This window comes from Rhodococcus sp. NPDC058532, from assembly GCF_042719255.1.
In the GTDB taxonomy this organism is placed as follows: Bacteria; Actinomycetota; Actinomycetes; order Mycobacteriales; family Mycobacteriaceae; genus Rhodococcus_G.
Window position 1 is genome coordinate 99,245 of sequence record NZ_JBHXNU010000001.1, and the last position, 20,336, is coordinate 119,580.

18 protein-coding genes are annotated in these 20,336 nt (G+C 71.0%); 13 read left to right on the forward strand and 5 right to left on the reverse strand.

Annotation, left to right across the window (positions count from 1 at the left end):
* The first annotated feature begins 11 nt into the window (after window positions 1–11).
* The 5 genes from sucD to purH all read left to right on the forward strand — a co-directional run bounded on the left by sucD (window position 12) and on the right by purH (window position 5,880).
* Window positions 12–926 carry a succinate--CoA ligase subunit alpha gene (sucD, locus tag ACFWQG_RS00455; RefSeq protein WP_378505602.1) on the forward strand — a complete coding sequence of 305 codons (915 nt, stop codon included), beginning with the start codon at window positions 12–14 and terminating at the stop codon, window positions 924–926.
* A 194-nt stretch (window positions 927–1,120) separates the two neighbouring features.
* On the forward strand, window positions 1,121–1,993 hold the full coding sequence (locus tag ACFWQG_RS00460; RefSeq protein WP_378505603.1) for a DUF5336 domain-containing protein: 873 nt from the start codon (window positions 1,121–1,123) through the stop codon (window positions 1,991–1,993).
* A gap of 12 nt (window positions 1,994–2,005) precedes the next feature.
* A complete protein-coding gene (locus ACFWQG_RS00465) occupies window positions 2,006–3,616 on the forward strand; it encodes a DUF6350 family protein (protein ID WP_378505604.1) in 1,611 nt (536 codons plus the stop codon).
* 72 nt (window positions 3,617–3,688) lie between these two features.
* A complete protein-coding gene (purN, locus tag ACFWQG_RS00470; protein WP_378506028.1) occupies window positions 3,689–4,330 on the forward strand; it encodes a phosphoribosylglycinamide formyltransferase in 642 nt (213 codons plus the stop codon).
* The gene (gene purH, locus ACFWQG_RS00475) at window positions 4,327–5,880 is read left to right on the forward strand and encodes a bifunctional phosphoribosylaminoimidazolecarboxamide formyltransferase/IMP cyclohydrolase (protein ID WP_378505605.1); all 1,554 of its coding nucleotides are present in this window, start codon (window positions 4,327–4,329) and stop codon (window positions 5,878–5,880) included. The genes purN and purH overlap by 4 nt, the downstream gene beginning before the upstream one ends.
* An 82-nt stretch (window positions 5,881–5,962) precedes the next feature.
* On the opposite strand, the gene ACFWQG_RS00480 is transcribed toward purH, so the two are convergent.
* From ACFWQG_RS00480 to ACFWQG_RS00490, 3 genes are all read right to left on the reverse strand, one after another.
* Window positions 5,963–6,154 carry a hypothetical protein gene (locus ACFWQG_RS00480; RefSeq protein ID WP_378505606.1) on the reverse strand — a complete coding sequence of 64 codons (192 nt, stop codon included), beginning with the start codon at window positions 6,152–6,154 and terminating at the stop codon, window positions 5,963–5,965.
* 565 nt (window positions 6,155–6,719) lie between these two features.
* On the reverse strand, window positions 6,720–7,691 hold the full coding sequence (locus ACFWQG_RS00485; protein WP_378505607.1) for an alpha/beta hydrolase family protein: 972 nt from the start codon (window positions 7,689–7,691) through the stop codon (window positions 6,720–6,722).
* A gap of 47 nt (window positions 7,692–7,738) precedes the next feature.
* Window positions 7,739–8,311: a DUF4126 domain-containing protein gene (locus ACFWQG_RS00490; protein WP_378505608.1), complete on the reverse strand. Its 573-nt coding sequence runs from the start codon at window positions 8,309–8,311 to the stop codon at window positions 7,739–7,741.
* 102 nt (window positions 8,312–8,413) lie between these two features.
* Here ACFWQG_RS00490 and ACFWQG_RS00495 point away from each other — a divergent pair, with 102 nt between their 5' ends.
* Window positions 8,414–9,823, forward strand: a complete 1,410-nt coding sequence (locus tag ACFWQG_RS00495; protein WP_378505609.1) for a sigma 54-interacting transcriptional regulator — start codon at window positions 8,414–8,416, stop codon at window positions 9,821–9,823.
* Window positions 9,823–11,772 (forward strand): VWA domain-containing protein, encoded by a 1,950-nt coding sequence (locus ACFWQG_RS00500; protein WP_378505610.1) that lies wholly within the window; start codon window positions 9,823–9,825, stop codon window positions 11,770–11,772. The genes ACFWQG_RS00495 and ACFWQG_RS00500 overlap by 1 nt, the downstream gene beginning before the upstream one ends.
* Window positions 11,773–11,843: 71 nt before the next feature.
* Here ACFWQG_RS00500 and ACFWQG_RS00505 read toward each other — a convergent pair whose 3' ends face one another.
* On the reverse strand, window positions 11,844–12,770 hold the full coding sequence (locus ACFWQG_RS00505; RefSeq protein ID WP_378505611.1) for an AEC family transporter: 927 nt from the start codon (window positions 12,768–12,770) through the stop codon (window positions 11,844–11,846).
* Window positions 12,771–12,874: 104 nt separating this feature from the next.
* Between ACFWQG_RS00505 and ACFWQG_RS00510 the strand changes: the two genes are divergently transcribed.
* Complete coding sequence (locus ACFWQG_RS00510; protein WP_378505612.1) at window positions 12,875–13,666, forward strand: RsiV family protein; 792 nt, start codon at window positions 12,875–12,877, stop codon at window positions 13,664–13,666.
* A gap of 60 nt (window positions 13,667–13,726) precedes the next feature.
* Here ACFWQG_RS00510 and rpsR read toward each other — a convergent pair whose 3' ends face one another.
* Complete coding sequence (gene rpsR / locus ACFWQG_RS00515) at window positions 13,727–13,984, reverse strand: 30S ribosomal protein S18 (protein WP_050062834.1); 258 nt, start codon at window positions 13,982–13,984, stop codon at window positions 13,727–13,729.
* Between the two features lie 455 nt (window positions 13,985–14,439).
* Here rpsR and cycA point away from each other — a divergent pair, with 455 nt between their 5' ends.
* The 5 genes from cycA to ACFWQG_RS00540 all read left to right on the forward strand — a co-directional run bounded on the left by cycA (window position 14,440) and on the right by ACFWQG_RS00540 (window position 20,320).
* A complete protein-coding gene (gene cycA, locus ACFWQG_RS00520; RefSeq protein WP_378505613.1) occupies window positions 14,440–15,876 on the forward strand; it encodes a D-serine/D-alanine/glycine transporter in 1,437 nt (478 codons plus the stop codon).
* Between the two features lie 36 nt (window positions 15,877–15,912).
* The gene (locus tag ACFWQG_RS00525; RefSeq protein WP_378505614.1) at window positions 15,913–16,524 is read left to right on the forward strand and encodes a trimeric intracellular cation channel family protein; all 612 of its coding nucleotides are present in this window, start codon (window positions 15,913–15,915) and stop codon (window positions 16,522–16,524) included.
* A 73-nt stretch (window positions 16,525–16,597) separates the two neighbouring features.
* Window positions 16,598–17,284 carry a response regulator transcription factor gene (locus ACFWQG_RS00530; RefSeq protein WP_378505615.1) on the forward strand — a complete coding sequence of 229 codons (687 nt, stop codon included), beginning with the start codon at window positions 16,598–16,600 and terminating at the stop codon, window positions 17,282–17,284.
* A complete protein-coding gene (locus ACFWQG_RS00535; protein ID WP_378505616.1) occupies window positions 17,284–18,756 on the forward strand; it encodes an ATP-binding protein in 1,473 nt (490 codons plus the stop codon). Before ACFWQG_RS00530 ends, ACFWQG_RS00535 begins: the two co-directional genes overlap by 1 nt.
* A 103-nt stretch (window positions 18,757–18,859) precedes the next feature.
* Window positions 18,860–20,320, forward strand: a complete 1,461-nt coding sequence (locus ACFWQG_RS00540; RefSeq protein ID WP_378505617.1) for a trypsin-like peptidase domain-containing protein — start codon at window positions 18,860–18,862, stop codon at window positions 20,318–20,320.
* The last annotated feature ends 16 nt before the right edge of the window (window positions 20,321–20,336 follow it).

Here is a 20,336-nt window from a genome sequence, read left to right on the forward strand (position 1 = left end):
GACACAGAACAATGGCTATCTTCCTGACCAAGGACTCCAAGGTCATCGTCCAGGGCATCACCGGCGGCGAGGGCACCAAGCACACCGCGCTGATGCTCAAGGCGGGCACTCAGGTCGTCGGCGGCGTCAACGCGCGCAAGGCCGGCACCACCGTGTCGCACACGGACAAGGACGGCAACCCCGTCGAGCTGCCCGTCTTCGCTTCGGTCGCCGAGGCGATGGAGAAGACCGGCGCGGACGTCTCGATCGCGTTCGTCCCCCCGGCGTTCTCGAAGGACGCCATCGTCGAGGCCATCGACGCCGAGATCCCGCTCCTGGTGGTCATCACCGAGGGCATCCCGGTGCAGGACTCCGCCTACGCGTGGGCCTACAACGTCGAGAAGGGCAACAAGACCCGGATCATCGGCCCGAACTGCCCCGGCATCATCACCCCGGGCGAGGCGCTGGTCGGCATCACCCCGGCCAACATCGCGGGCAAGGGCCCGGTCGGCCTGGTCTCCAAGTCCGGCACCCTGACCTACCAGATGATGTTCGAGCTGCGTGAGTACGGCTTCTCGACCGCCATCGGCATCGGCGGCGACCCGGTCATCGGCACCACCCACATCGACGCCATCGAGGCGTTCGAGAAGGACCCCGAGACCAAGCTCATCGTGATGATCGGCGAGATCGGCGGCGACGCCGAGGAGCGTGCGGCCGACTACATCAAGGCCAACGTCACCAAGCCGGTCGTCGGCTACGTCGCGGGCTTCACCGCTCCCGAGGGCAAGACCATGGGCCACGCTGGCGCCATCGTCTCCGGCTCCTCGGGCACCGCTCAGGCCAAGAAGGACGCCCTCGAGGCGGCGGGCGTCAAGGTTGGCAAGACGCCGTCCGAGACCGCCGCACTCGCGCGCGAGATCCTCGAGACCCTGACCGTGGGCGCGTAAGCACCCCCCCTGGTTCACGCCGACGGGCACCTGCACATGCAGGTGCCCGTCGGCGTTTTCGGGGGAGCGCGCCCGGCGAATCGGGAGGTCCGCGGCGCGGCGCCGCGCGGCACCGTGCCGTCACCGCTGGGTGCGCTAGCGTTGGTCCACCACCCTTTCCGGGAAATCCACCGCCCCATGTCGAGGAGCCGACGATGACGTATCCGCCAACAGGACCCGGCTATCCGTCCGCGGGCCCCGCGGGTCCGGGCCAGCCGCCGTCCCCGCCGGCAGGCGGGCTCGCCGGCCGGCCACTTCCGCAGCTGCTGCTCATCGCGGTTGCCGCGCTCGGGGTGGTGAACTTCGTCGCCGGGTTCGCGCCGTACGCGAAGGTCACCACCTTCAACGACACCCCGCTCTCGCAGAGCTCCTTCGAGGGCGGCTATCCGGTGCTCGCGCTCGCGCTGCTGCTGACCGGTGGCCTGCTTGCCGGGCTGACGCTGCTGCCGGGGCAACAGCATCAGGCGACGGCGGCGGTGACCTCCCTGGTCGGCTTCCTCGTTGCGCTGTTCTTCCTGTTCACCCTGTCCGACGGGGTGAGCCTCGCGTGGGGCGGCATCCTCAACCTGATTCTGGCGTTCGTGCAGGCGGCCGCCGCGATCGCGGTGCTGTTGTTCAGCCTCGGCCTGGTCCGAACGCCCGCCCCGCGTCCGTCCGGCTACGCCCAGCAGCCGTACGGTGCGCCCGCACCCGGGTACGGCCCGCCGCCCGGGTTCCCGCCGGGATACGGCCAGGGACCGCAGCAGTCGCCCGGGCAGCCCGCCGGGTACGGTCCGCCCACCGGATACGGCCCGCCGCAGCCCGGCTACGCACCGCAGCCCAACCCGTACGCGCCCCCGCCGGGGGCGCCGACGCCGCAGCAGGCGCCCGGCCAGCCCTACGGGCAGCCGCAGGCGCCAACACCGCCGCCGTCCACACCGCCGCCGTCGACGCCTGCCACAGGCTCGGACCCGGACGCGGGAGGCGACAACCCCGCCGCGCCGACCCGCGCCTTCGGGGTGGACCAGCCCGGCCGGACCGACAGCTGACGTCGCCGGACGATGGACTCCGCGCTCAGCCGCATTCCCAGCCGCTCTGACGGTCAGCGGCGTTCCCCGCGCCCGCCGACGCCGCGCCCGCCGAAAGCGACTCGCCCCAGTCCGACGCCCGAACAGGCGCGGGCCCTGCTCGGGCTGGCGCTGCGCCCATCGCTGCTCACGGTCGCCCTGATCGGCACCGGCATGCTCGTCACCCTGGTCGCCGCGAACAGCGACCTCACCGGGACGAGCGGAGCGGTCGCTGCGGGGTGGCTCGCCGTGCACCAGGTTCCGCTGTCGATCGGCGGCGCCGCGCTGGGCGCCCTGCCGCTGCTGCCGACGCTGGTGATGGTCGCGGTGGTGGCCAGGGGCTGCGCCAGGGTGGTGCACTCGTCAACGCCGCGGCACGAATGCTGGTGGGTGCTCGGCGCGGCCGTCGGTGGGCCGGTGGTGGTCACCGCGATCGCGCTTGCCGTCGCCGCGGACGCGTCGTCGGTGATCGCCCTGTCGATGCCGAATCCGGTGGTGGCGTTCGCCTGGGTGATCGCCGTGCACGTGATCGGGGCGGGCATCGGGATCGGGATGCGCCTGTGGCGCCCGGCCGTCACCTTTCTCGGCGTGCCCGACTGGGTGCTCGCCGCCGCCCGCCCGGCGATGCGCGCGGCGATGGCGTTGCTCGCCACCGGGGCCGCGATCACCGTCGTGTCGCTGCTCGCGTCCTGGTCGACGGTCGGGATGCTCATCGGGTCCGGGGAGGGGTTCGCCGGCGGCCTCGGGTTGACGCTGCTGTCGATCCTGTACCTGCCGAATGTGGTGGTCGGTGCCACCGCGGTGCTGGTCGGCTCCTCCGTGCACGTGGGTTCCGCGTCGGTGAGCCTGTTCGATGTTGTCGGGGGTCCGGTGCCTGCGCTGCCGGTGCTCGGGGCACTGCCGGAGCAGGCGGGCGGCGACGGCTGGCTCGCCACGCTGGTGATCCCGGCGGCGATCGGGGTGCTGTTCGGGCGGGAGTGCGGCCGCCGCGCCGCGTCCCCGCTGCTGGCCGCGCAGACGGCGCTGGTCGGTGCGGTCGCGGTCGCGGTGGTGTTCGCCGTCCTCGGGTTCACCTCCGGCGGTGCGCTCGGGTCGTTCGGCTCGGTCGGCGTCACCCTCGTCACGTTCGCGGGTGCCACCCTGGGCTGGCTCGCGGTGTGTGGTTCGGCGGCCGGTGCCCTGACGCGGTGGCGCACGCACCCGGAGTCGACGCCCGCCCGCGAACCGGCGCGTCCCCGTCCCCCCGCCGCGACCCTGGCCCTGCCCGGAGCCGCCGCGTCCGCCGCGGTGACGGAGGCCCCTGAAGAGTCCGGTGCAGCCGAGTCCGGTGCAGCCGAGTCCGGTGCAGCGGGGGACGAGTGCGCCACCGACCCCGCGCCGCGACCCGGGCCCGCGGTGGTGGAGGCCGAACTGATCGACGACGCGGCCACCGCACCGCCGGTGCTGGACGTCGAGCCGGGAGCGGTCGTGGACGCGGAGGTGGTCGACGACGAGTCGGAGTTCCCGCCCGCGTCGGACGTGGCTGCGGGCGACGGCGTGGCGCAGGTCACTGACCTGCGGTCGGACGAGGACCTGCCCGACGGGACCCGGACCAGCAGCGACTAGTCTTATCGGGCGTCGGCGCTGCCGACGCGATCCACGGCCGGCTCTCCGGCCGACGCCCCGAGGAGTAGAGCCCTGACTGCCCCGCACGTGTTCCGGCCCGACGCCACCGGTACGCCGGTCCGGGTCGTGGTACTCGCTTCCGGTACCGGAAGCCTGCTGCAGTCGCTGATCGCGGCCGCCGTCGACGACTTTCCGGCGCGGATCGTCGCGGTCGGCGTCGACCGCGACTGCGCGGCCGCCGGGCACGCGGAGGCCGCGGGCATCCCGTTCTTCACGGTCGCCCTCGGCGCACACCCGGACCGCGCCGCGTGGGATCGCGCGCTGACCGACGCCGTCGCCGCACACACCCCGGACCTGATCGTCTCCGCAGGCTTCATGAAGATCCTCGGCCCCGAGTTCATGGGCCGGTTCGGGGGTCGGATCGTCAACACCCATCCCGCGTTGCTGCCGTCGTTCCCCGGCGCGCACGCCGTCCGGGATGCTCTCGCCTACGGCGTCAAGGTGACCGGATCGACCGTGCACCTGGTGGATTCGGGTGTGGACACCGGGCCGGTGCTGGCCCAGGAGCCGGTCGCGGTGCGGGAGGACGATGACGAGGCGAGCCTGCACGAGCGCATCAAGACCGTGGAACGGCGACTGCTGGTGGAGGTTCTCGCCGCCGTCGCGACGCGAGGAGTTGTTTCCGATGGACGAAAGGCCGTGATCCCGAAGTGACCGAACGTAAGGCCCTGCGCCGCGCACTGGTGAGCGTGTACGACAAGACCGGCCTGGTGGAACTCGCCACCGGCCTGCACGAGGCGGGCGTCGAGCTGGTCTCCACCGGATCGACCGCCGCGACGATCGCCGCGGCCGGGATCCCGGTCACCCCGGTCGAGTCGCTGACCGGCTTCCCGGAATGCCTCGAGGGTCGGGTGAAGACGCTGCACCCGCGCGTGCACGCCGGCGTGCTCGCCGACACCCGCAAGCCCGATCACCTCGCCCAGCTCGAGGAGCTCGGCATCGAGGCGTTCCAGCTGGTGATCGTGAACCTGTACCCGTTCACGCAGACCGTCGCCTCGGGTGCCACCCCCGACGAGTGCGTCGAGCAGATCGACATCGGCGGCCCGTCGATGGTGCGTGCCGCGGCGAAGAACCACCCGTCGGTCGCGGTCGTGGTTGACCCGGCTCGCTACTCGGAGGTGCTGACCGCGGTCGCGGCCGGCGGCTTCACCCTCGCCGAGCGCACCGCCCTCGCCGCGCAGGCGTTCCAGCACACCGCGTCCTACGACGTCGCGGTCGCGTCGTGGATGACCTCGACCCTCGTCGACTCGGATGCGCAGTTCCCGGAGTGGGCCGGTGCGAGCTGGGACCGCAGCGCGGTGCTGCGGTACGGCGAGAACCCGCATCAGGCCGCCGCCCTGTACGTGAACCCGGCCGCCCCGGCGGGTCTGGCGCAGGCGACGCAGTTGCACGGCAAGGAGATGTCGTACAACAACTACACCGACGGTGACGCCGCGTGGCGTGCCGCCTTCGACTTCGAGGCTCCTGCGGTCGCGATCATCAAGCACGCCAACCCGTGCGGTGTGGCGATCGGTGCGGACATTGCCGAGGCGCACCGGAAGGCGCATGCCTGCGACCCGGTCAGCGCGTTCGGCGGCGTCATCGCCGCCAACCGCGAGATCACCGTCGAGATGGCCGAGCAGGTCGCGGAGATCTTCACCGAGGTGATCATCGCCCCGTCCTACGCGCCCGGTGCCGTCGAGGTGCTGGCCCGTAAGAAGAACGTCCGCGTGCTCGAGGCCGTCGCGCCGACCGAGTCCGGCATCGAACTGCGCCCGATCTCCGGTGGTGCGCTGTTGCAGCAGCGCGACGTCCTCGACGCCGAGGGGGACAACCCGGCGAACTGGACCCTCGCGGTCGGTGAGCCCGCCGACGAGCAGACCCTGAAGGATCTCGAGTTCGCTTGGCGTGCTTGCCGTTCGGTGAAGTCCAACGCGATCCTGCTGGCATCCGACGGGGCGTCCGTCGGGGTCGGCATGGGGCAGGTCAACCGGGTCGACTCCGCGCACCTCGCGGTGAACCGTGCCGGTGACCGGGTGGCGGGCGCGGTCGCGGCGTCCGACGCCTTCTTCCCGTTCCCGGACGGACTTCAGGTGCTCATCGACGGTGGCGTCAAGGCCGTCGTCCAGCCGGGTGGGTCGGTCCGCGACAACGAGGTGATCGACGCGGCGCGTGCGGCGGGCATCACCATGTACCTGACCGGGGCGCGGCACTTTGCGCACTGACGCGAAGCGGCATTTCGCGCACTGACACGGACGCTGTCCGCCGAAAGGTGTGCACCCAAGTGGGTGTGCACCTTTCGTGCGTTCAGGCGGCGTTGCCGGAGATGACGATGCGGGCGGCGCCGCGGTCGAGCAGTTCCCGGGCAAGGTCGGTGGCGGCGGCGCGCTGGCAGGCGTCGGTGTGCGACAGGTCGAGGGTGACGGCGTGCCCGGTCAGGTCGTCGGGCAGGTCGGCCAGCGGGCGGGTCGGACTCAGTTGGTTGAAGCGCAGTTTCATGTCGGAGCTCCTCGGCTCGGTGGTGCGCCTTCGAGTGTGTCGGCGCTGTGTGTTCGGGACGTTTCGGTCGGGCGACGGTTCGGGAAATTGCTCGGGTAAAAGAAAAGGCACCCGGGCGGTGTGCCCTGGGTGCCGAGAACTCTGATCCGTTTGTCGTCAGGATGGTCCTCGGCGTACACGCTTGGCGAAAATGCAGGAACGCCACATGGCCACGTGTGCCGCCGATACGTGCGTCAACGTCGACATGGCCGGGTTCCCTTCTCTTCGTGGTCGGTTGTTAGCGGAGCACGTTACCGCACGGCGACGTGTGCGCGCATCTCGATAACGTGGTCGGCGTGTCGCGGCGCCGGGCGTTGGCCCGCGGGCGACATCGCCGCGCTTCCGGAAAAGGTGTGTGCACAGTGGGTTTCGCGGGCGCACGGGGGTTTTCGGCGTGCAGTGGGGGTGTGGGTGCGCGAGGGGGCGTGTGCACAGGGGATGTGCGCGGGCGGGGGTGGCGCGGGGGCGGGACGGCGTACGCGCCCGCCCGGGTAGGGGAGCGCGTACGCCGGTGCTGCCCGCCCGGTCAGGAGGGGAGGGCGGCGAGCCAGTTCTCGAAGGCGGTTCGGAACTCGCTCGAGAACGGCAGGTCCTCGATGTAGTCGGCGCCCGTCGAGGGCCGATCGCCGATCTCCTTGAGGACGTGGTTCACGGTGGTCATCCGGACCGGGGTGACCACGGCGCCGGTCAGCGCCGCGTCGAGGGCGTCCACGTCGGCGCGGGCCACCTGGATGTCGCGGTCCGCGCAACTCGTCAGCACGGGCAGCCCGGCGGGCAGCCGGGTCGCCAGATCGCGCGGGTCGAGGGCGTCCTCCTCGGCGAGCGCCTTGGCGTTGACGGACACCAGGCCAGCCAGCCGCAGCGGTTCCGGCAGGTCGTCGGGAACGGTGCCGTCGGCGCGCAGCGATTCGACGGCCGCGGTGAGACCGGTGCGCAGCTGGTCGGCGAGCTCGACGGGGAGCTGACCGGCAGCGACGGCGGCGTCCACCTGCCCGGTGATCTGCCGGGTCAGCAGGTCCAGCAGACGAACCGCGAGCGGCTCGACGAGGCCGAGGCCGCTCAGGGTCGGGGTGTCCTCGCGCACCGCGAGGGCCATCGCGACCAGGGCTCCCTCACTGTGGCCGATCACCAGAAGCCGGTCCGCGTCGATGTCGGGCTGGGCGGCGAGATTGCGGAGCGCGTCGGCGGCGGTGTCGACGAACACCGAGAAGCCGAGTCCGGCCACGTCGTCGACGGTGTAGGGGCCCAGACCGGTCTCGCCGCTGCCGAGCTTGTCGTACCGCAGGCTCGCGATGCCGGACTCGGCGAGGGTCTCGGCGAGGAACCGGAGGGTGCCGATCGGTCCCGGCATCACGCCGCTGTCGCCGTTGCGGTCGGTTGGCCCGCTGCCGGCGAGGAGCAGCGCGGCCGGGGCGGGTCCGGCGAGCCGGTCGGGAACGAGGAGGCTGCCGTGGACGGTGACGTCGCCGCTGGTGAAGGTGATTTCGGTGTCGACCATGCCGACCAGTCTGTCAGGTTCGCGGTGCGAGTCCCGGCGCGCCCGCGTCACCCGGCGGCCGGGCGGCGGAGCAGGCGCACGCCCTTCCATGCGAACCACGCCAGGCCCGCGATCGCGACCGGGATCAGCAGCGGCAGCAGGAACGCCACCAGGACGAGCGTGAACGCGACGCCGTCCTCGGCGACCGACAGCACCGGGTTGGCCACCCCCGCGGTGGACGCGGTGCTCACCGCCCGGGTGCCGGTCTGCGCGGTGCTGAATGCAAGCGCGGTGGGTGCTCCGACGATGATCCCGGCGATCACCGCAGTCGACGGGTCGAGGTCGGTGAATACCGCGCCTGCCGCGATCGCGGCGGCGATCGGCCTGCTGACCGTGCCGAACACCCCGAGGGCGTTGTCCACGAACGGGATCAGGTCCGCGGTCAGTTCCGCTGCGGTGGCGATCGCCAGCGCGACCAGAGCTGCGCCCGAACCGACCCAGGCAAACGACTCGCCGAGGGAGATGCCGAACCACCCGAAATGCGCGGCGGCGCTGAGCATCAGCAGCGGAAGGAAGGTTCGCAGTCCGGTCGCGGCGGCCAGTCCGAGGCCGAGCAGCGCGGGCAGCACCCAGGTGTCCATCCGCGCAGTGTACGAAGCGCGGCCAGGATCAGCGCGTCGACCGCGCGACCGGCGTTCGCGCCGGGAGGGGATGCCGAATCCGCCGAAGCCTCGTAGCGTGAGGTGGTGACTGCGTCCACCGCCGAGTCCCGGTCGCCGCGCCCCACCACGAGGACGGTGGGAGCGTTGCGGGCCTCCGGGCACGTCCAGCGCCCGGTCCGGGACGAGATCCGCGACAACCTGCTCGCCGCGCTGCGCGACGGCCGCGACCCGTGGCCCGGGATCGTCGGCTTCGCGGACAGCGTCCTGCCGCAGCTGGAACGGGCGCTGATCGCAGGCCACGACATCGTGCTGCTCGGTGAGCGTGGCCAGGGAAAGACCCGATTGCTGCGGACACTGCCGCTGCTGCTCGACGAGTGGAGCCCGGTGATCGCAGGATCGGAGCTCGGCGAGCACCCCTACGACCCGATCACGCCGGCGTCGATCCGGCGTGCCGCCGAACTCGGTGACGACCTGCCGATCGAGTGGCGGGGCCGCGACGAACGGTACTCGGAGAAGCTCGCGACCCCGGACACGTCGGTCGCCGATCTGGTCGGTGACGTCGACCCGGTCAAGGTTGCGGAGGGACGCAGCCTCGGTGACCCGGAGACGATCCATTTCGGTCTGGTTCCGCGCGCGCACCGCGGCATCGCCGCGGTCAACGAGCTGCCCGACCTGGCCGAGCGGATCCAGGTGTCGCTGTTGAACGTGATGGAGGAACGCGACATCCAGGTGCGCGGCTACACGCTGCGGTTGCCGCTGGACGTGCTGGTGGTGGCCAGCGCAAACCCGGAGGACTACACGAACCGTGGCCGCATCATCACCCCGCTCAAGGATCGGTTCGGTGCCGAGATCCGCACCCACTACCCGCTGGACATCGACGACGAGATCGCGGTCGTCGTGCAGGAGGCGCAGCTGCGGGCCGAGGTCCCGTCCCCGCTGCTGGAGATCCTCGCCCGGTTCACCCGGCTGCTGCGCGAGTCCCCGTCGATCGACCAACGGTCCGGTGTGTCGGCGCGCTTCGCGGTCGCCGCGGCGGAGACGGCCGGGGCGGCCGCCGTTCATCGCGGTGCCATCCTCGGCGAATCCGACCCGACGGCTCGGCCGGTGGACCTCGGAACCGTCGTCGACGTGCTCCGGGGCAAGATCGAGTTCGAGTCCGGCGAGGAGGGGCGGGAGAGTGAGATCCTCGACCATCTGCTGCGCAGGGCCACCGCCGACACGGTCCGGGATCGGCTCGGCGGCATCGATTTCGCCGATCTGGTCGGCGCCGTCGAGTCCGGGTCGCCGGTCGTCACGGGCGACCGGGTCACCGCGAAGTATCTGCTCGGAGAATTGCCCGATCTTGACGTCGTGGACGAGTTGGCCGAGCGGCTCGGGGCGCGAACGGTCGGTGCCCGCGCCGCCGCGGTCGAGCTTGCACTCGAGGGCCTGTATCTGGCGCGTCGGATCGCCAAGGACACCGACGACGACGGGCAGCTGGTGTACGGCTGATGTACCAGCGCTACGGGCGGTATCACGGTGGACCTGATCCGCTGGCGCCCCCGCTGGACCTGCGGGAGGCGCTCGACGCGATCGGGGCCGACGTCCTCGCCGGGTCGTCGCCGCGGCGGGCGCTGCGCGAGTTGCTGCGACGCGGCACGTCGACGATGGCTGGGCTGGATCAGCTTGCCGCGCAGGCGAACCGGAGGCGAAGGGAGCTGCTGGACGCGCACAACCTCGGGGGCACGCTCGACGAGGTGCGCGAGCTACTGGACCGGGCCGTCCTCGCGGAACGCAAGGAACTGGCCCGGTCCCTGGACGACGACGCCCGGTTCGCCGAGCTGCAACTCGCGGATCTGCCCCCGTCCACCGCGCAGGCGGTCCGGGACCTGTCCGGCTACCGGTGGCGGGATCCGCAGGCCCGCGCGGACTACGAGCAGATCCGCGACCTGCTCGGTCGGGAACTGCTGGACCAGCGGTTCGCCGGAATGAAGCGGGCGCTGGAGAACGCAACCGACGACGATCGTCGGCGGGTCGACGAGATGCTCACCGACCTGAACGCGTTGTTGGACAAGCACTCCCGCGGCGTGGACGCACCGGAGGACTTCGAACGGTTCATGGCCGAGTACGGCGCGTTCTTTCCGGAGAACCCGCGGGACGTGGAGGAGCTGCTCGACACGGTAGCCCGCCGGTCGGCGGCCGCGCAGCGGCTGCGGAACTCGCTGTCCCCCGAACAGCGTGCCGAGCTGGACGCCCTGGCGCAGCAGGCATTCGGCAGTCCCGGCCTGGTGCAGCAGCTGGACCGGCTTGATGCGAACCTGCGCGCGGCCCGGCCGGGGGAGGACTGGGATGGGAGCCAGCGTTTCCGCGGCGACGACGGGATGGGCCTCGGGGCGGGCACCGCCGCCCTCGCGGACATCGCCGACCTCGAACAGCTCGCGGAGCAATTGTCGCAGGAGTACGCCGGTGCGCAGCTCGACGACATCGACCCGGAGGCACTGCTGCGGCAACTCGGGCCGGAGTCCGCCGCCGATGCGCGAACCCTCGCCGACCTTGAACGGGCGCTGCAGCAGCAGGGGTACCTCGACCGCGGGGCGGACGGTCAGTGGCGGCTCTCGCCGAGGGCGATGCGGAAACTCGGCGAGGCGGCGTTGCGGGACGCCGCGCAGCGGCTGTCCGGCCGCAGCGGTGCCAGGGACACCCGCCGGGCAGGCGCGATGGGGGAGCCGACGGGGTCGAGCCGGTCGTGGGAGTTCGGCGACACCGAACCGTGGGACGTGACCCGCACCGTCACCAATGCGGTTCTGCGGCAGGCCGGTGCCTGCGGGCCGCCGGTCCCGGTGCGGATGCGCGTGACCGACGTCGAGATCGCCGAGACGGAGCAGCGAACCCAGGCCGCGGTGGCGCTGTTGGTGGACACCTCGTTCTCGATGGTGATGGACGGCCGCTGGGTGCCGATGAAGCGCACGGCGCTGGCGTTGAATCATCTGGTGCGCACCAGGTTCCGCGGGGACGACCTGCGGCTGATCGCGTTCGGCAGGCAGGCCCGCACCGTCACCCCGGAGGAGCTGGCGGGCCTGGACGGCGCCTGGGATCAGGGCACCAACCTGCACCATGCGCTGCTGCTGGCCGGGCGGCACCTGCGGCGCAATCCGAATGCGCAGCCGGTGGTGCTGATCGTCACCGACGGCGAGCCGACCGCGCATCTGGAACCCGATGGTCGCGCCTTTTTCGACTATCCGCCGCATCCGCGGACGCTCGGGTTGACGGTCCGGGAACTCGACAACCTCGCGAGGCTCGGAGCCCAGGTGACGATCTTCCGGCTCGGGGACGACCCCGGTCTCGCGCGGGTGGTGGACCGGATGGCGCAGCGGGTTGGCGGCCGCGTCGTCGCGCCCGACCTCGACGGGCTCGGCGCGGCGGTGGTCAGCGACTTCATTCGGCTGCGGCGACCGCGCTGACGTCGGCTCCGCCGACTGTGCGTGATTTTTACCCCAATGAGGGTGCGCATCACGCACGGGCGCGGAGCGCGCTAGGCCAGGAGGGCGGCGACGAGGCCGATCGTCGGGATCGAGGCGAGCGTGGTGACCAGGGCGGTGTCGCGGGCCAGGACGATTCCCCGCTGGTAACGGCTGGCGTAGACGAAGACGTTCTGTGCCGTCGGAAGGGCGGCGACCACGACGACCGCGAACAGTTCGTGCCCGTCGAGACCGAGGGCGAAACGGCCCATCAGGTACGCGAGGACCGGTTGGACCACGATCTTGAGCACCGATGCCACCGCGATCTCGCGCCGCGGCGCCACCCCGCGCTGCAGCACCCGAACCCCGTACAGCGCGATGCCGAACGCGAGCAGCGCGCCCGGCACCGACGCACCGCCGACGATGCGGAACGGTTCGGTGATCGCGGCGGGCGGCGTCCATCCGGCGACCGAGACCGCGAGCCCGGCGACCCCGGCCAGCACGATCGGGTTCTTGAACGGGGTGGTCACGGTCTGCACCCAGGAACTGCTCCTGCGCCCGGTCGTCAGGTCCAGCATGGTCAGCGCGATCGGGGAGTAGACCACGATCTGGAACAGCAGCAGCGGGGCGACGAACGAGGCGTCACCGAGCACGAACACCGCGATCGGGATGCCGAGATTCGCCGAGTTCACGTACGACGAGGCGAGGGCCCCGATCGTCGCCTCCGGGATCGGGCGGCGCATCACCGTCCGGGTGAGGACGAAGTAGGCGATGCCGAGGGCGAACGCGGTGGCGGCGGCGACGGCCAGGGTCGGCGAGAAGATCACCGACAGGTCGGCCTGCGCGAGCGAGTCGAACAGCAGCGCCGGGGTGGCGACGAAGAACACCAGCCTGCTGAGGACGAACTCGCCATGCTCGCCGAGCACCCGGAAGCGGCCGAGGAGGTAGCCGATCGCTATGACGACGAAGATGACGGTGAAGCCCGCGAACACTCCGGACACCCGACCTCCTCGTCAACGAACCCCGGGAAGTCTAGTCGGTAGCCGATCTAACGATGCCGCGCGTCACGCTTGTCCGGGAGCGGGCCGGTGGTGAAGATGGACGAATGTCGATCTCTCGGGTCCTCGTGATGCCGGTGACCGTGGCCGCGGTGCTCACCCTCGCGGCGTGCGGCGACAGCACGGACGGGACGGCGACCACCGCCGCCGCCAGCGGGTCCTCGGCGGAGGCGGCGCCTGCCGCACCGGCGGGACCCCCGCCCGCGACACCGGTGGAGCAGCCGCCGGAGTACCTCGCCACCACCGCGCAGGTCACCGGCGACACCGGCCGCGTCCGCTACGACGTCACCGTGCCGCAGGTCGAGGGGGGCGACCCCGAGGTCGCCGCGGAATTCAACGAGTCGATCCGCGCGGCACTGCAGGACCAGATCGACGGGTCGGCTGGCGAGCGGTTCACGCTGGAGTCCCGCCCCGAGTCGGGCGTCGCGCACATCGGTTCCCGGGTTCTCAGCGGCCTGCTGGTGACGTCGTGGAACGCCGACCCGCCGGGCGCGCACCCGACGCCGGTGGTCGCGACCGTGGTGATCGACGCGGACAATGCGCAGCCGATCACCCTCACCACCCTGTTCCCGGATCTGCAGGCCGGCCTGAATCGGCTGTCGGAGGAGTCGGCGCGTCTGCTCCCCGCGACGGCGGCGGGCGCCGACTTCGAGCGCAGCGGCATCGAGCCGACCCGGCAGAACTTCGCGAACTGGCTCGCAACCCCGGCGGGAATGGAGATCCACTTCACCGACTACCAGGTCGGTCCGCACGCGATCGGGCTCGTCCAGGTGACGGTGCCGTGGGAGCGGCTGCGGGATGTGATGGCGCCCGCGATGGTCGGCGTCGTCGCCAGCTGACGCCGGACATGACAAGGCCGCGTCGTCCGGGTGGACGACGCGGCCTTGTCGGATGCTGGACTACCGGCTGGTGAACGGCAGCAGTGCCATCTCGCGGGCGTTCTTCACCGCGACGGCAACCTGACGCTGCTGCTGCGGGGTGAGGCCGGTGACGCGGCGGCTGCGGATCTTGCCGCGGTCGGAGATGAACGTGCGGAGCAGGTTCACATCCTTGTAGTCGACGTGCTCGATCTTGGCCGCGAACAGCGGGTTCTTCTTGGGCTTGCGGCCGGTGTCCGCGCCGCGGGACTTCTTGGACGGGCCCCTCTTGACTGCCATTGCTTCCCTCTCGAGTGTTACCAGCTGGACCTGCGCACGCCTGGCAGTTTCCCCGCGATGAGCCGGTTCGCGCAGCACGCGCGCTGGCTCGAACTTCCGCAGATGACCGCGCGGACGAGAAGTCCGCAGCGTCACGATGACGCAATCGTACCGGACCGGCATCGGGGAACAGATTCCGCGGCGAGCTCGACGCCGCGCCCCGCCGATGAGCGCCGCCCGCGAGACCCCGCGGCCGCGCAGGGCCGGACGACCGGTGTGGGTCCCGCAGCGTCCGCGGCGCGTTCGCTACGATATTCAGCGCCTGACGTCGCTCGACGCGGTCGGGTCGACGCCGCCCGGCGTCACAGTCCAGTCACGGCATTGCCGTGCGGAGTTCCATTCACGGCGTGCCGTGGTGCGTCTCGACGGCTTGTCGAGGCGGTCATGCACGGCCCCGTCGTGGGCGAGGAGTACCCGTGTCCGAAGACATCCAGATCGATGCGGGAGCGGACCGCGAACCCGGTCTGTCCCGGCAGCTGTCGAACCGGCACATCCAGCTCATGGCGATCGGCGGCGCGATCGGCACCGGCCTGTTCATGGGGTCCGGCAAGACCATTTCCCTGGCCGGGCCGTCCGTGCTGTTCGTCTACATGATCATCGGCACGATGCTGTTCTTCGTGATGCGGGCGATGGGCGAGCTGCTGCTGTCGAACACCGGCTATCGCTCGTTCGCCGACTTCGCGGGTGACCTCCTCGGGCCGTGGGCGGGCTTCTTCACCGGGTGGACCTACTGGTTCTGCTGGATCGTCACCGGCATCGCCGACGTGATCGCGATCGCGGGCTACGTCTCCTACTGGTGGGGCTCGCTTCCGCTGTGGATCCCCGCACTCGCCTCCGTCGCGCTGCTGATCGGCCTCAACCTGCCGACCGTCAAGGCGTTCGGTGAGACCGAATTCTGGTTCGCGCTCATCAAGATCGTCGCGATCGTCGCGTTGATCGTTGTCGGGCTGGCGATGGTGTTCACCCACTTCGTCGCGCCGAACGGTGCCGAATCGTCCTTCGCGAACCTGTGGAACGACGGCGGCTTCTTCCCGACCGGGCCGATGGGCTTCGTTGCGGGCTTCCAGATCGCGACCTTCGCGTTCGTCGGCATCGAGCTGGTCGGCACCGCCGCCGCGGAGACGAAGGACCCCGAGAAGAACCTGCCGCGGGCGATCAACGCGATCCCGGTGCGGGTGATGCTGTTCTACGTCGTCGCGCTCGCGGTGATCATCTCGGTCACCCCGTGGCGGGAGATCAGCGCCGACCGCAGCCCGTTCGTCGCGATGTTCGCGCTCGCCGGGCTCGGCATCGCCGCGTCCGTCGTCAACTTCGTGGTGCTCACCTCGGCGGCATCGTCGGCGAACTCCGGCATCTACTCCACATCCCGGATGGTCTACGGCCTCGCCAGGGACGGCGACGCCCCGTCCGCCTTCGCGCGGCTCACCCGGCGGCGGGTGCCCGCCAACGCCCTGTACCTATCCGGTGTCTTCCTGCTGTCCGGTGTGGTGATGGTCGCGGTCGGTGACTCGATCATCGAGGCCTTCACCATCGTCACCACCATCTCGTCGCTGTGCTTCATGTTCGTGTGGTCGATGATCCTGATCAGCTACATCGTCTACCGGCGACGCCGACCCGACCTGCACGAGCAGTCCGCGTTCAAGATGCCCGGCGGCGTTCCGATGTGCTACGTGGTGCTCGCCTTCTTCGCGTTCCTGGTGTGGGCGTTCACCCAAAAGTCGGACACCCTGCAGGCGCTGCTGGTCACCCCGGTCTGGTTCCTGGTGCTCGGCGTCGTGTGGGTGTTCCTGCGCAAGCGGCCGGTGCAGATGGCGCGGGCGGCCGCCTTCGCCGCCGACACGCGTCGCGACTGACCTCGAATCGGCATCGTCGCCGGGCAGGATCGATCCGTGCTGCTGACGGTGGTCGAACTGGTCGGTGTGGTCGCCTTCGCGGCATCCGGTGCCCTGGTCGGGGTCGCCAAGCGCCTCGACTTCTTCGGGGTGTGCCTGATCGGGGTGTTCACCGCGATCGGCGGCGGTGTGCTGCGGGACGTGCTGCTCGGGATCACGCCGCCTGCCTCGCTGAACACCTGGAAGTACTTCGTGACCGCGCTGCTCACGTCGGTGCTGGTGTTCTTCGCGCATGCGGCGGCGCAGCGGTTGCGCCGCGGGATCCTGGTCCTGGACGCGGTTGGGATGGGCCTGTTCGCCAGCAGCGGCGCGGCAATCGCACTCGACGCGGGGGCCAGCAGTCAGGCCGCGATGCTGATCGGTGCCACCACCGCGATCGGCGGCGGCGTCCTGCGGGACATCCTCGTCAACGAGATGCCGCTGCTGCTGCACCGCGACCTCTACGCGATCCCCGCGCTGGTCGGCTCGACGGTCGTCGTCGGGTGCGCGGCACTGGGCTCGGCGCCAGCCACCGGCCTGGTGGTTGGCACCGTGTCCGCGTCGCTGCTGCGCCTGGTGGCGCTGTGGCGGGGGTGGAACCTCCCCGGCCCGCGACACGTGGACGGCTGACTCCGGCCGGGTTGAGCGACACGGCTCAGCCGCCTCTCAGCGCGATCTCAGTTGCCGGGTAGAAACTATGATCATGCGCATCCTGGTGGTCGACGACGACCGAGCCGTGCGGGACTCCCTCCGCCGATCCCTGACGTTCAACGGATATACCGTCGACCTCGCGGTCGACGGTCTCAACGCGTTGGAGCAGGTCACCGCCGAGCGGCCCGACGCGGTGGTCCTCGACGTGATGATGCCGCGGCTGGACGGGCTGGAGGTGTGCCGGCGGCTGCGCAGCGCCGGGGACGACCTGCCGATCCTGGTGCTCACCGCGCGGGATTCGGTGTCCGAGCGGGTCGCAGGCCTGGACGCGGGCGCCGACGACTACCTGCCGAAACCCTTCGCGCTCGAGGAACTGCTCGCGCGCCTGCGGGCGCTGCTGCGCCGGGCCGTGCCGGATGTGGGGGAGGACTCGGAGGCGCTGACGTTCGAGGATCTCACCCTGGACCCGGTCACCAGGGAGGTCACCCGCGGCGGCCGGTCGATCAGCCTGACCCGCACCGAGTTTTCGCTGCTGGAGATGCTGATGGCGAATCCGCGTCGGGTGCTCTCCCGGAGCCGGATCCTGGAGGAGGTATGGGGGTACGACTTCCCGACGTCGGGGAACGCGTTGGAGGTCTACGTCGGCTACCTGCGTCGCAAGACGGAGGCGGACGGTGAACCGCGGTTGATTCACACGGTGCGCGGAGTCGGATACGTGCTGCGGGAGACTCCGCCGTGATGGTTGCCCCGTTTGGCCGATCGGCCGCCAATCCGTCTTCCCCGCACGACATTCCCGAGATGCGTCCGCCCATGCCGCTGACCAGGTCGGTGTCGCTGCGGTGGCGGGTTGCGCTGCTGGCGGCGTCGGTGGTCGCGATCGCGGTTGCGGTGATGGCGATCGCCGCCTATGCCGTCGTGTCCCGTGCCCTCTACAACGACGTCGACTCCCAGTTGCGCAGCAGGTCGGCGACGTTGATCGCGAACAACTTCGACGCGCTCGACGTCCGGATGATCTCGCTCGCGACGGTGTACTCCAACGACATCAGCGTCGCGTTGGTCTTCCCGGACCTCAAGGTGTACATGCCGCCGGGGTCGAACACGCCGATCGGCGAGGCCGAGATGTCCGTTGCGCGAGGCGAACACGACTCGACGCTGCGGACCTTCGCCGGTCAGCGGGTGTACGCGCAGCGCACGAACCTCGGGTCAACCCTGGTGATCGCGCAGCGGCTCGCCCCGACCGGGGAGGTGCTCGAACGGCTCGCCTGGGTGCTGTTCATCGTCGGTGGATGCGGTGTCGGACTCGCGGCGCTCGCGGGCATGGCGGTGGGGCGCACCGGGTTACGTCCGGTGGCGCGGCTGACCGCTGCCACCGAGCAGATCGCCCGCACCGACGAGCTGACACCGATTCCGGTCACCGGGAACGACGAACTGGCCCGGCTGACGATCTCGTTCAACACCATGCTCCGGGCCCTCGCCGAGTCCCGTGACCGGCAGAGCAGGCTCGTCGCCGACGCGGGCCACGAACTGCGGACCCCGCTGACCTCCCTCCGGACCAACATGGAGCTGTTGATCGCGGCGGGAAGGCCCGGGGCGCCGCGGATCCCGGACCAGGACATGGCGGAGCTGCGCGCCGATGTGATGGCCCAGATCGAGGAACTGTCCACGCTGGTCGGCGATCTCGTCGACCTGGCGCGGGAGGACGCGCCGGAGACGGTGCACGAGCGAATCGACCTGGCGGACACGGTGGAACGGGCTCTCGAGCGGGTTCGTCGCAGGCGGAACGAGGTCGATTTCCACGCGGAGACGGTGCCCTGGTTCGTGTACGGCGACGGTGCCGGGCTGTCCCGCGCGGTCCTGAACGTGCTCGACAACGCCGCCAAGTGGAGCCCGACCGCGGCCGAGGTCCGGGTGCGGATGCGGCAACTCGACGGCGGGCACCTCGCGTTGACGGTCGATGATGCGGGCCCCGGAATCCCGGACGAGGACCGGCAACTGGTGTTCGAGCGGTTCTACCGGTCCACCGAGGCACGGTCCATGCCCGGCTCGGGGCTGGGGCTGGCGATCGTCCGTCAGGTGGTCGTCAAGCACGGCGGTACCGTCGAGGCGGGCCGGTCCGACCGGGGCGGCGCGCTGCTCACGATCGTGCTGCCCGGCGAGGCACCCGCGGGCGCAGGCGGCCGCCACCCGGGGAGCAAGATCTCGGCAAACTGAAGGGGCGGTCTCAGGTCCCTCTAAGACCGACAGGACAGGCTGGGGTCAACGAGATCGAATCGCAGTCGCACCGACCGGTGCGCGGGGAGAAGGATCAGACGAGATGACCGAGGATCACACGGGCAGGGACCGCAGCGACCGGCACGACTCCGGGCAGCAGGGCTCGCCCTGGGCGCAGCACGGGTCCACCAACGACCCGGCTGCAGGCGACGCGCCCCCCGGATACCCCACCGGTGACCACCCGACCGCGCAGTATCCGACCGCGCAGACGCCGACAGCGCAGTACCCGTCCGCGGGTCAGGCGGGAACCCACCCGACCGCGCAGTACCCGTCGGCGGCCCAGCACTACCAGCAGCCCGGATACGGGCAGTCGGCCTACGGTTCCTATCAGCCGGGACCCCCGCCGGGCGCGGGTGCAACCCCGGCGGGGTGGGATCCCCGGCAGGCCGAGTCGAAGCTCAAGAAGGGCCGCACCGCACTCGTTGCGGGGGCGGTCGCGTTGGCCCTCGTCAGCGGCGGCGTCGGCGGTGCCGTCGGGGCGTGGTCGCAGGGCGGCGGCTCCGGCCCGGTGACCAGCGCGCTCGACGCGCCCCGCACGAATGCCACCCAGACCGCGAACGCGCCAGCCGGATCCGTCCAGGCGGTGGCGCAGAAGGTGCTGCCGTCGGTCGTGCAAATCCAGGTCGAGGGTGCGCAGGCGGAGGGGGAGGGTTCGGGCATCGTCCTGTCCTCCGACGGACTGATCCTCACCAACAATCACGTCGCCACCGGTGCCGGAGCGAACGGCAAGCTCACGGTCGCGTTCTCGGACGGGTCGACGGCGTCCGCGAAGCTGATCGGGGCCGACCCGATGTCGGACCTGGCGGTGATCAAGGTCGAGGACCGCACCGACCTCACCCCGATCGAGCTGGGCACGTCCGCGGACCTTCAGGTCGGGCAGTCGGTCGTCGCGATCGGCTCGCCCCTCGGACTGGCAGGCACCGTCACCAGCGGCATCGTGTCGGCCCTCAATCGCCCGGTCTCCACGAGCGGTGAGGCGGGCAACCAGAACACCGTGATCGACGCCATCCAGACCGACGCCGCGATCAACCCCGGAAACTCCGGCGGCGCGCTGGTGAACATGGAGGGCAAGCTGATCGGCATCAACACCGCGATCGCGACCCTCGGCGGCGAGGCGGGGGCCGGTCAGCAGGGCGGCTCGATCGGCCTCGGCTTCGCGATCCCCGTCGACCAGGCCCGGCGGGTCGCCGACGAGCTGGTGAACACCGGTAAGGCAACCCAGGCGATCATCGGGGTGTCGGTGTCCTCGCGGGATGTCACCAACGGTGCCGCGGTCCAGGACGTCACCCCCGGTGGGCCCGCCGACAAGGCTGGCATGCCCCGCGGCGTGGTGATCACCCGCGTCGACGACCGGGTGATCGACAGCGGTGACGCCCTGATCGCCGCGATCCGCTCGCATGCCCCCGGCGACGAGGTGAAGATCACCTACACCGACCCGAATGGTGCGAATCCGAAGACCATCGACGTCACGCTGGGTGTCGCGCCGACCCAGGGCGGCCGCTGATGGCGACCGGATGGCA

Excerpts from the sequence above, each read along its gene's own strand:
- sucD (WP_378505602.1), top strand. The coding sequence starts at position 12 with ATGGCTATCTTCCTGACCAAGGACTCCAAGGTCATCGTCCAGGGCATC.
- ACFWQG_RS00460 (WP_378505603.1), top strand. The coding sequence starts at position 1,121 with ATGACGTATCCGCCAACAGGACCCGGCTATCCGTCCGCGGGCCCCGCG.
- ACFWQG_RS00465 (WP_378505604.1), top strand. The coding sequence starts at position 2,006 with ATGGACTCCGCGCTCAGCCGCATTCCCAGCCGCTCTGACGGTCAGCGG.
- ACFWQG_RS00480 (WP_378505606.1), bottom strand. The coding sequence starts at position 6,154 with ATGAAACTGCGCTTCAACCAACTGAGTCCGACCCGCCCGCTGGCCGAC.
- ACFWQG_RS00485 (WP_378505607.1), bottom strand. The coding sequence starts at position 7,691 with ATGGTCGACACCGAAATCACCTTCACCAGCGGCGACGTCACCGTCCAC.
- ACFWQG_RS00490 (WP_378505608.1), bottom strand. The coding sequence starts at position 8,311 with ATGGACACCTGGGTGCTGCCCGCGCTGCTCGGCCTCGGACTGGCCGCC.
- ACFWQG_RS00500 (WP_378505610.1), top strand. The coding sequence starts at position 9,823 with ATGTACCAGCGCTACGGGCGGTATCACGGTGGACCTGATCCGCTGGCG.
- ACFWQG_RS00510 (WP_378505612.1), top strand. The coding sequence starts at position 12,875 with ATGTCGATCTCTCGGGTCCTCGTGATGCCGGTGACCGTGGCCGCGGTG.
- rpsR (WP_050062834.1), bottom strand. The coding sequence starts at position 13,984 with ATGGCAGTCAAGAGGGGCCCGTCCAAGAAGTCCCGCGGCGCGGACACC.
- ACFWQG_RS00530 (WP_378505615.1), top strand. The coding sequence starts at position 16,598 with ATGCGCATCCTGGTGGTCGACGACGACCGAGCCGTGCGGGACTCCCTC.
- ACFWQG_RS00535 (WP_378505616.1), top strand. The coding sequence starts at position 17,284 with ATGGTTGCCCCGTTTGGCCGATCGGCCGCCAATCCGTCTTCCCCGCAC.
- ACFWQG_RS00540 (WP_378505617.1), top strand. The coding sequence starts at position 18,860 with ATGACCGAGGATCACACGGGCAGGGACCGCAGCGACCGGCACGACTCC.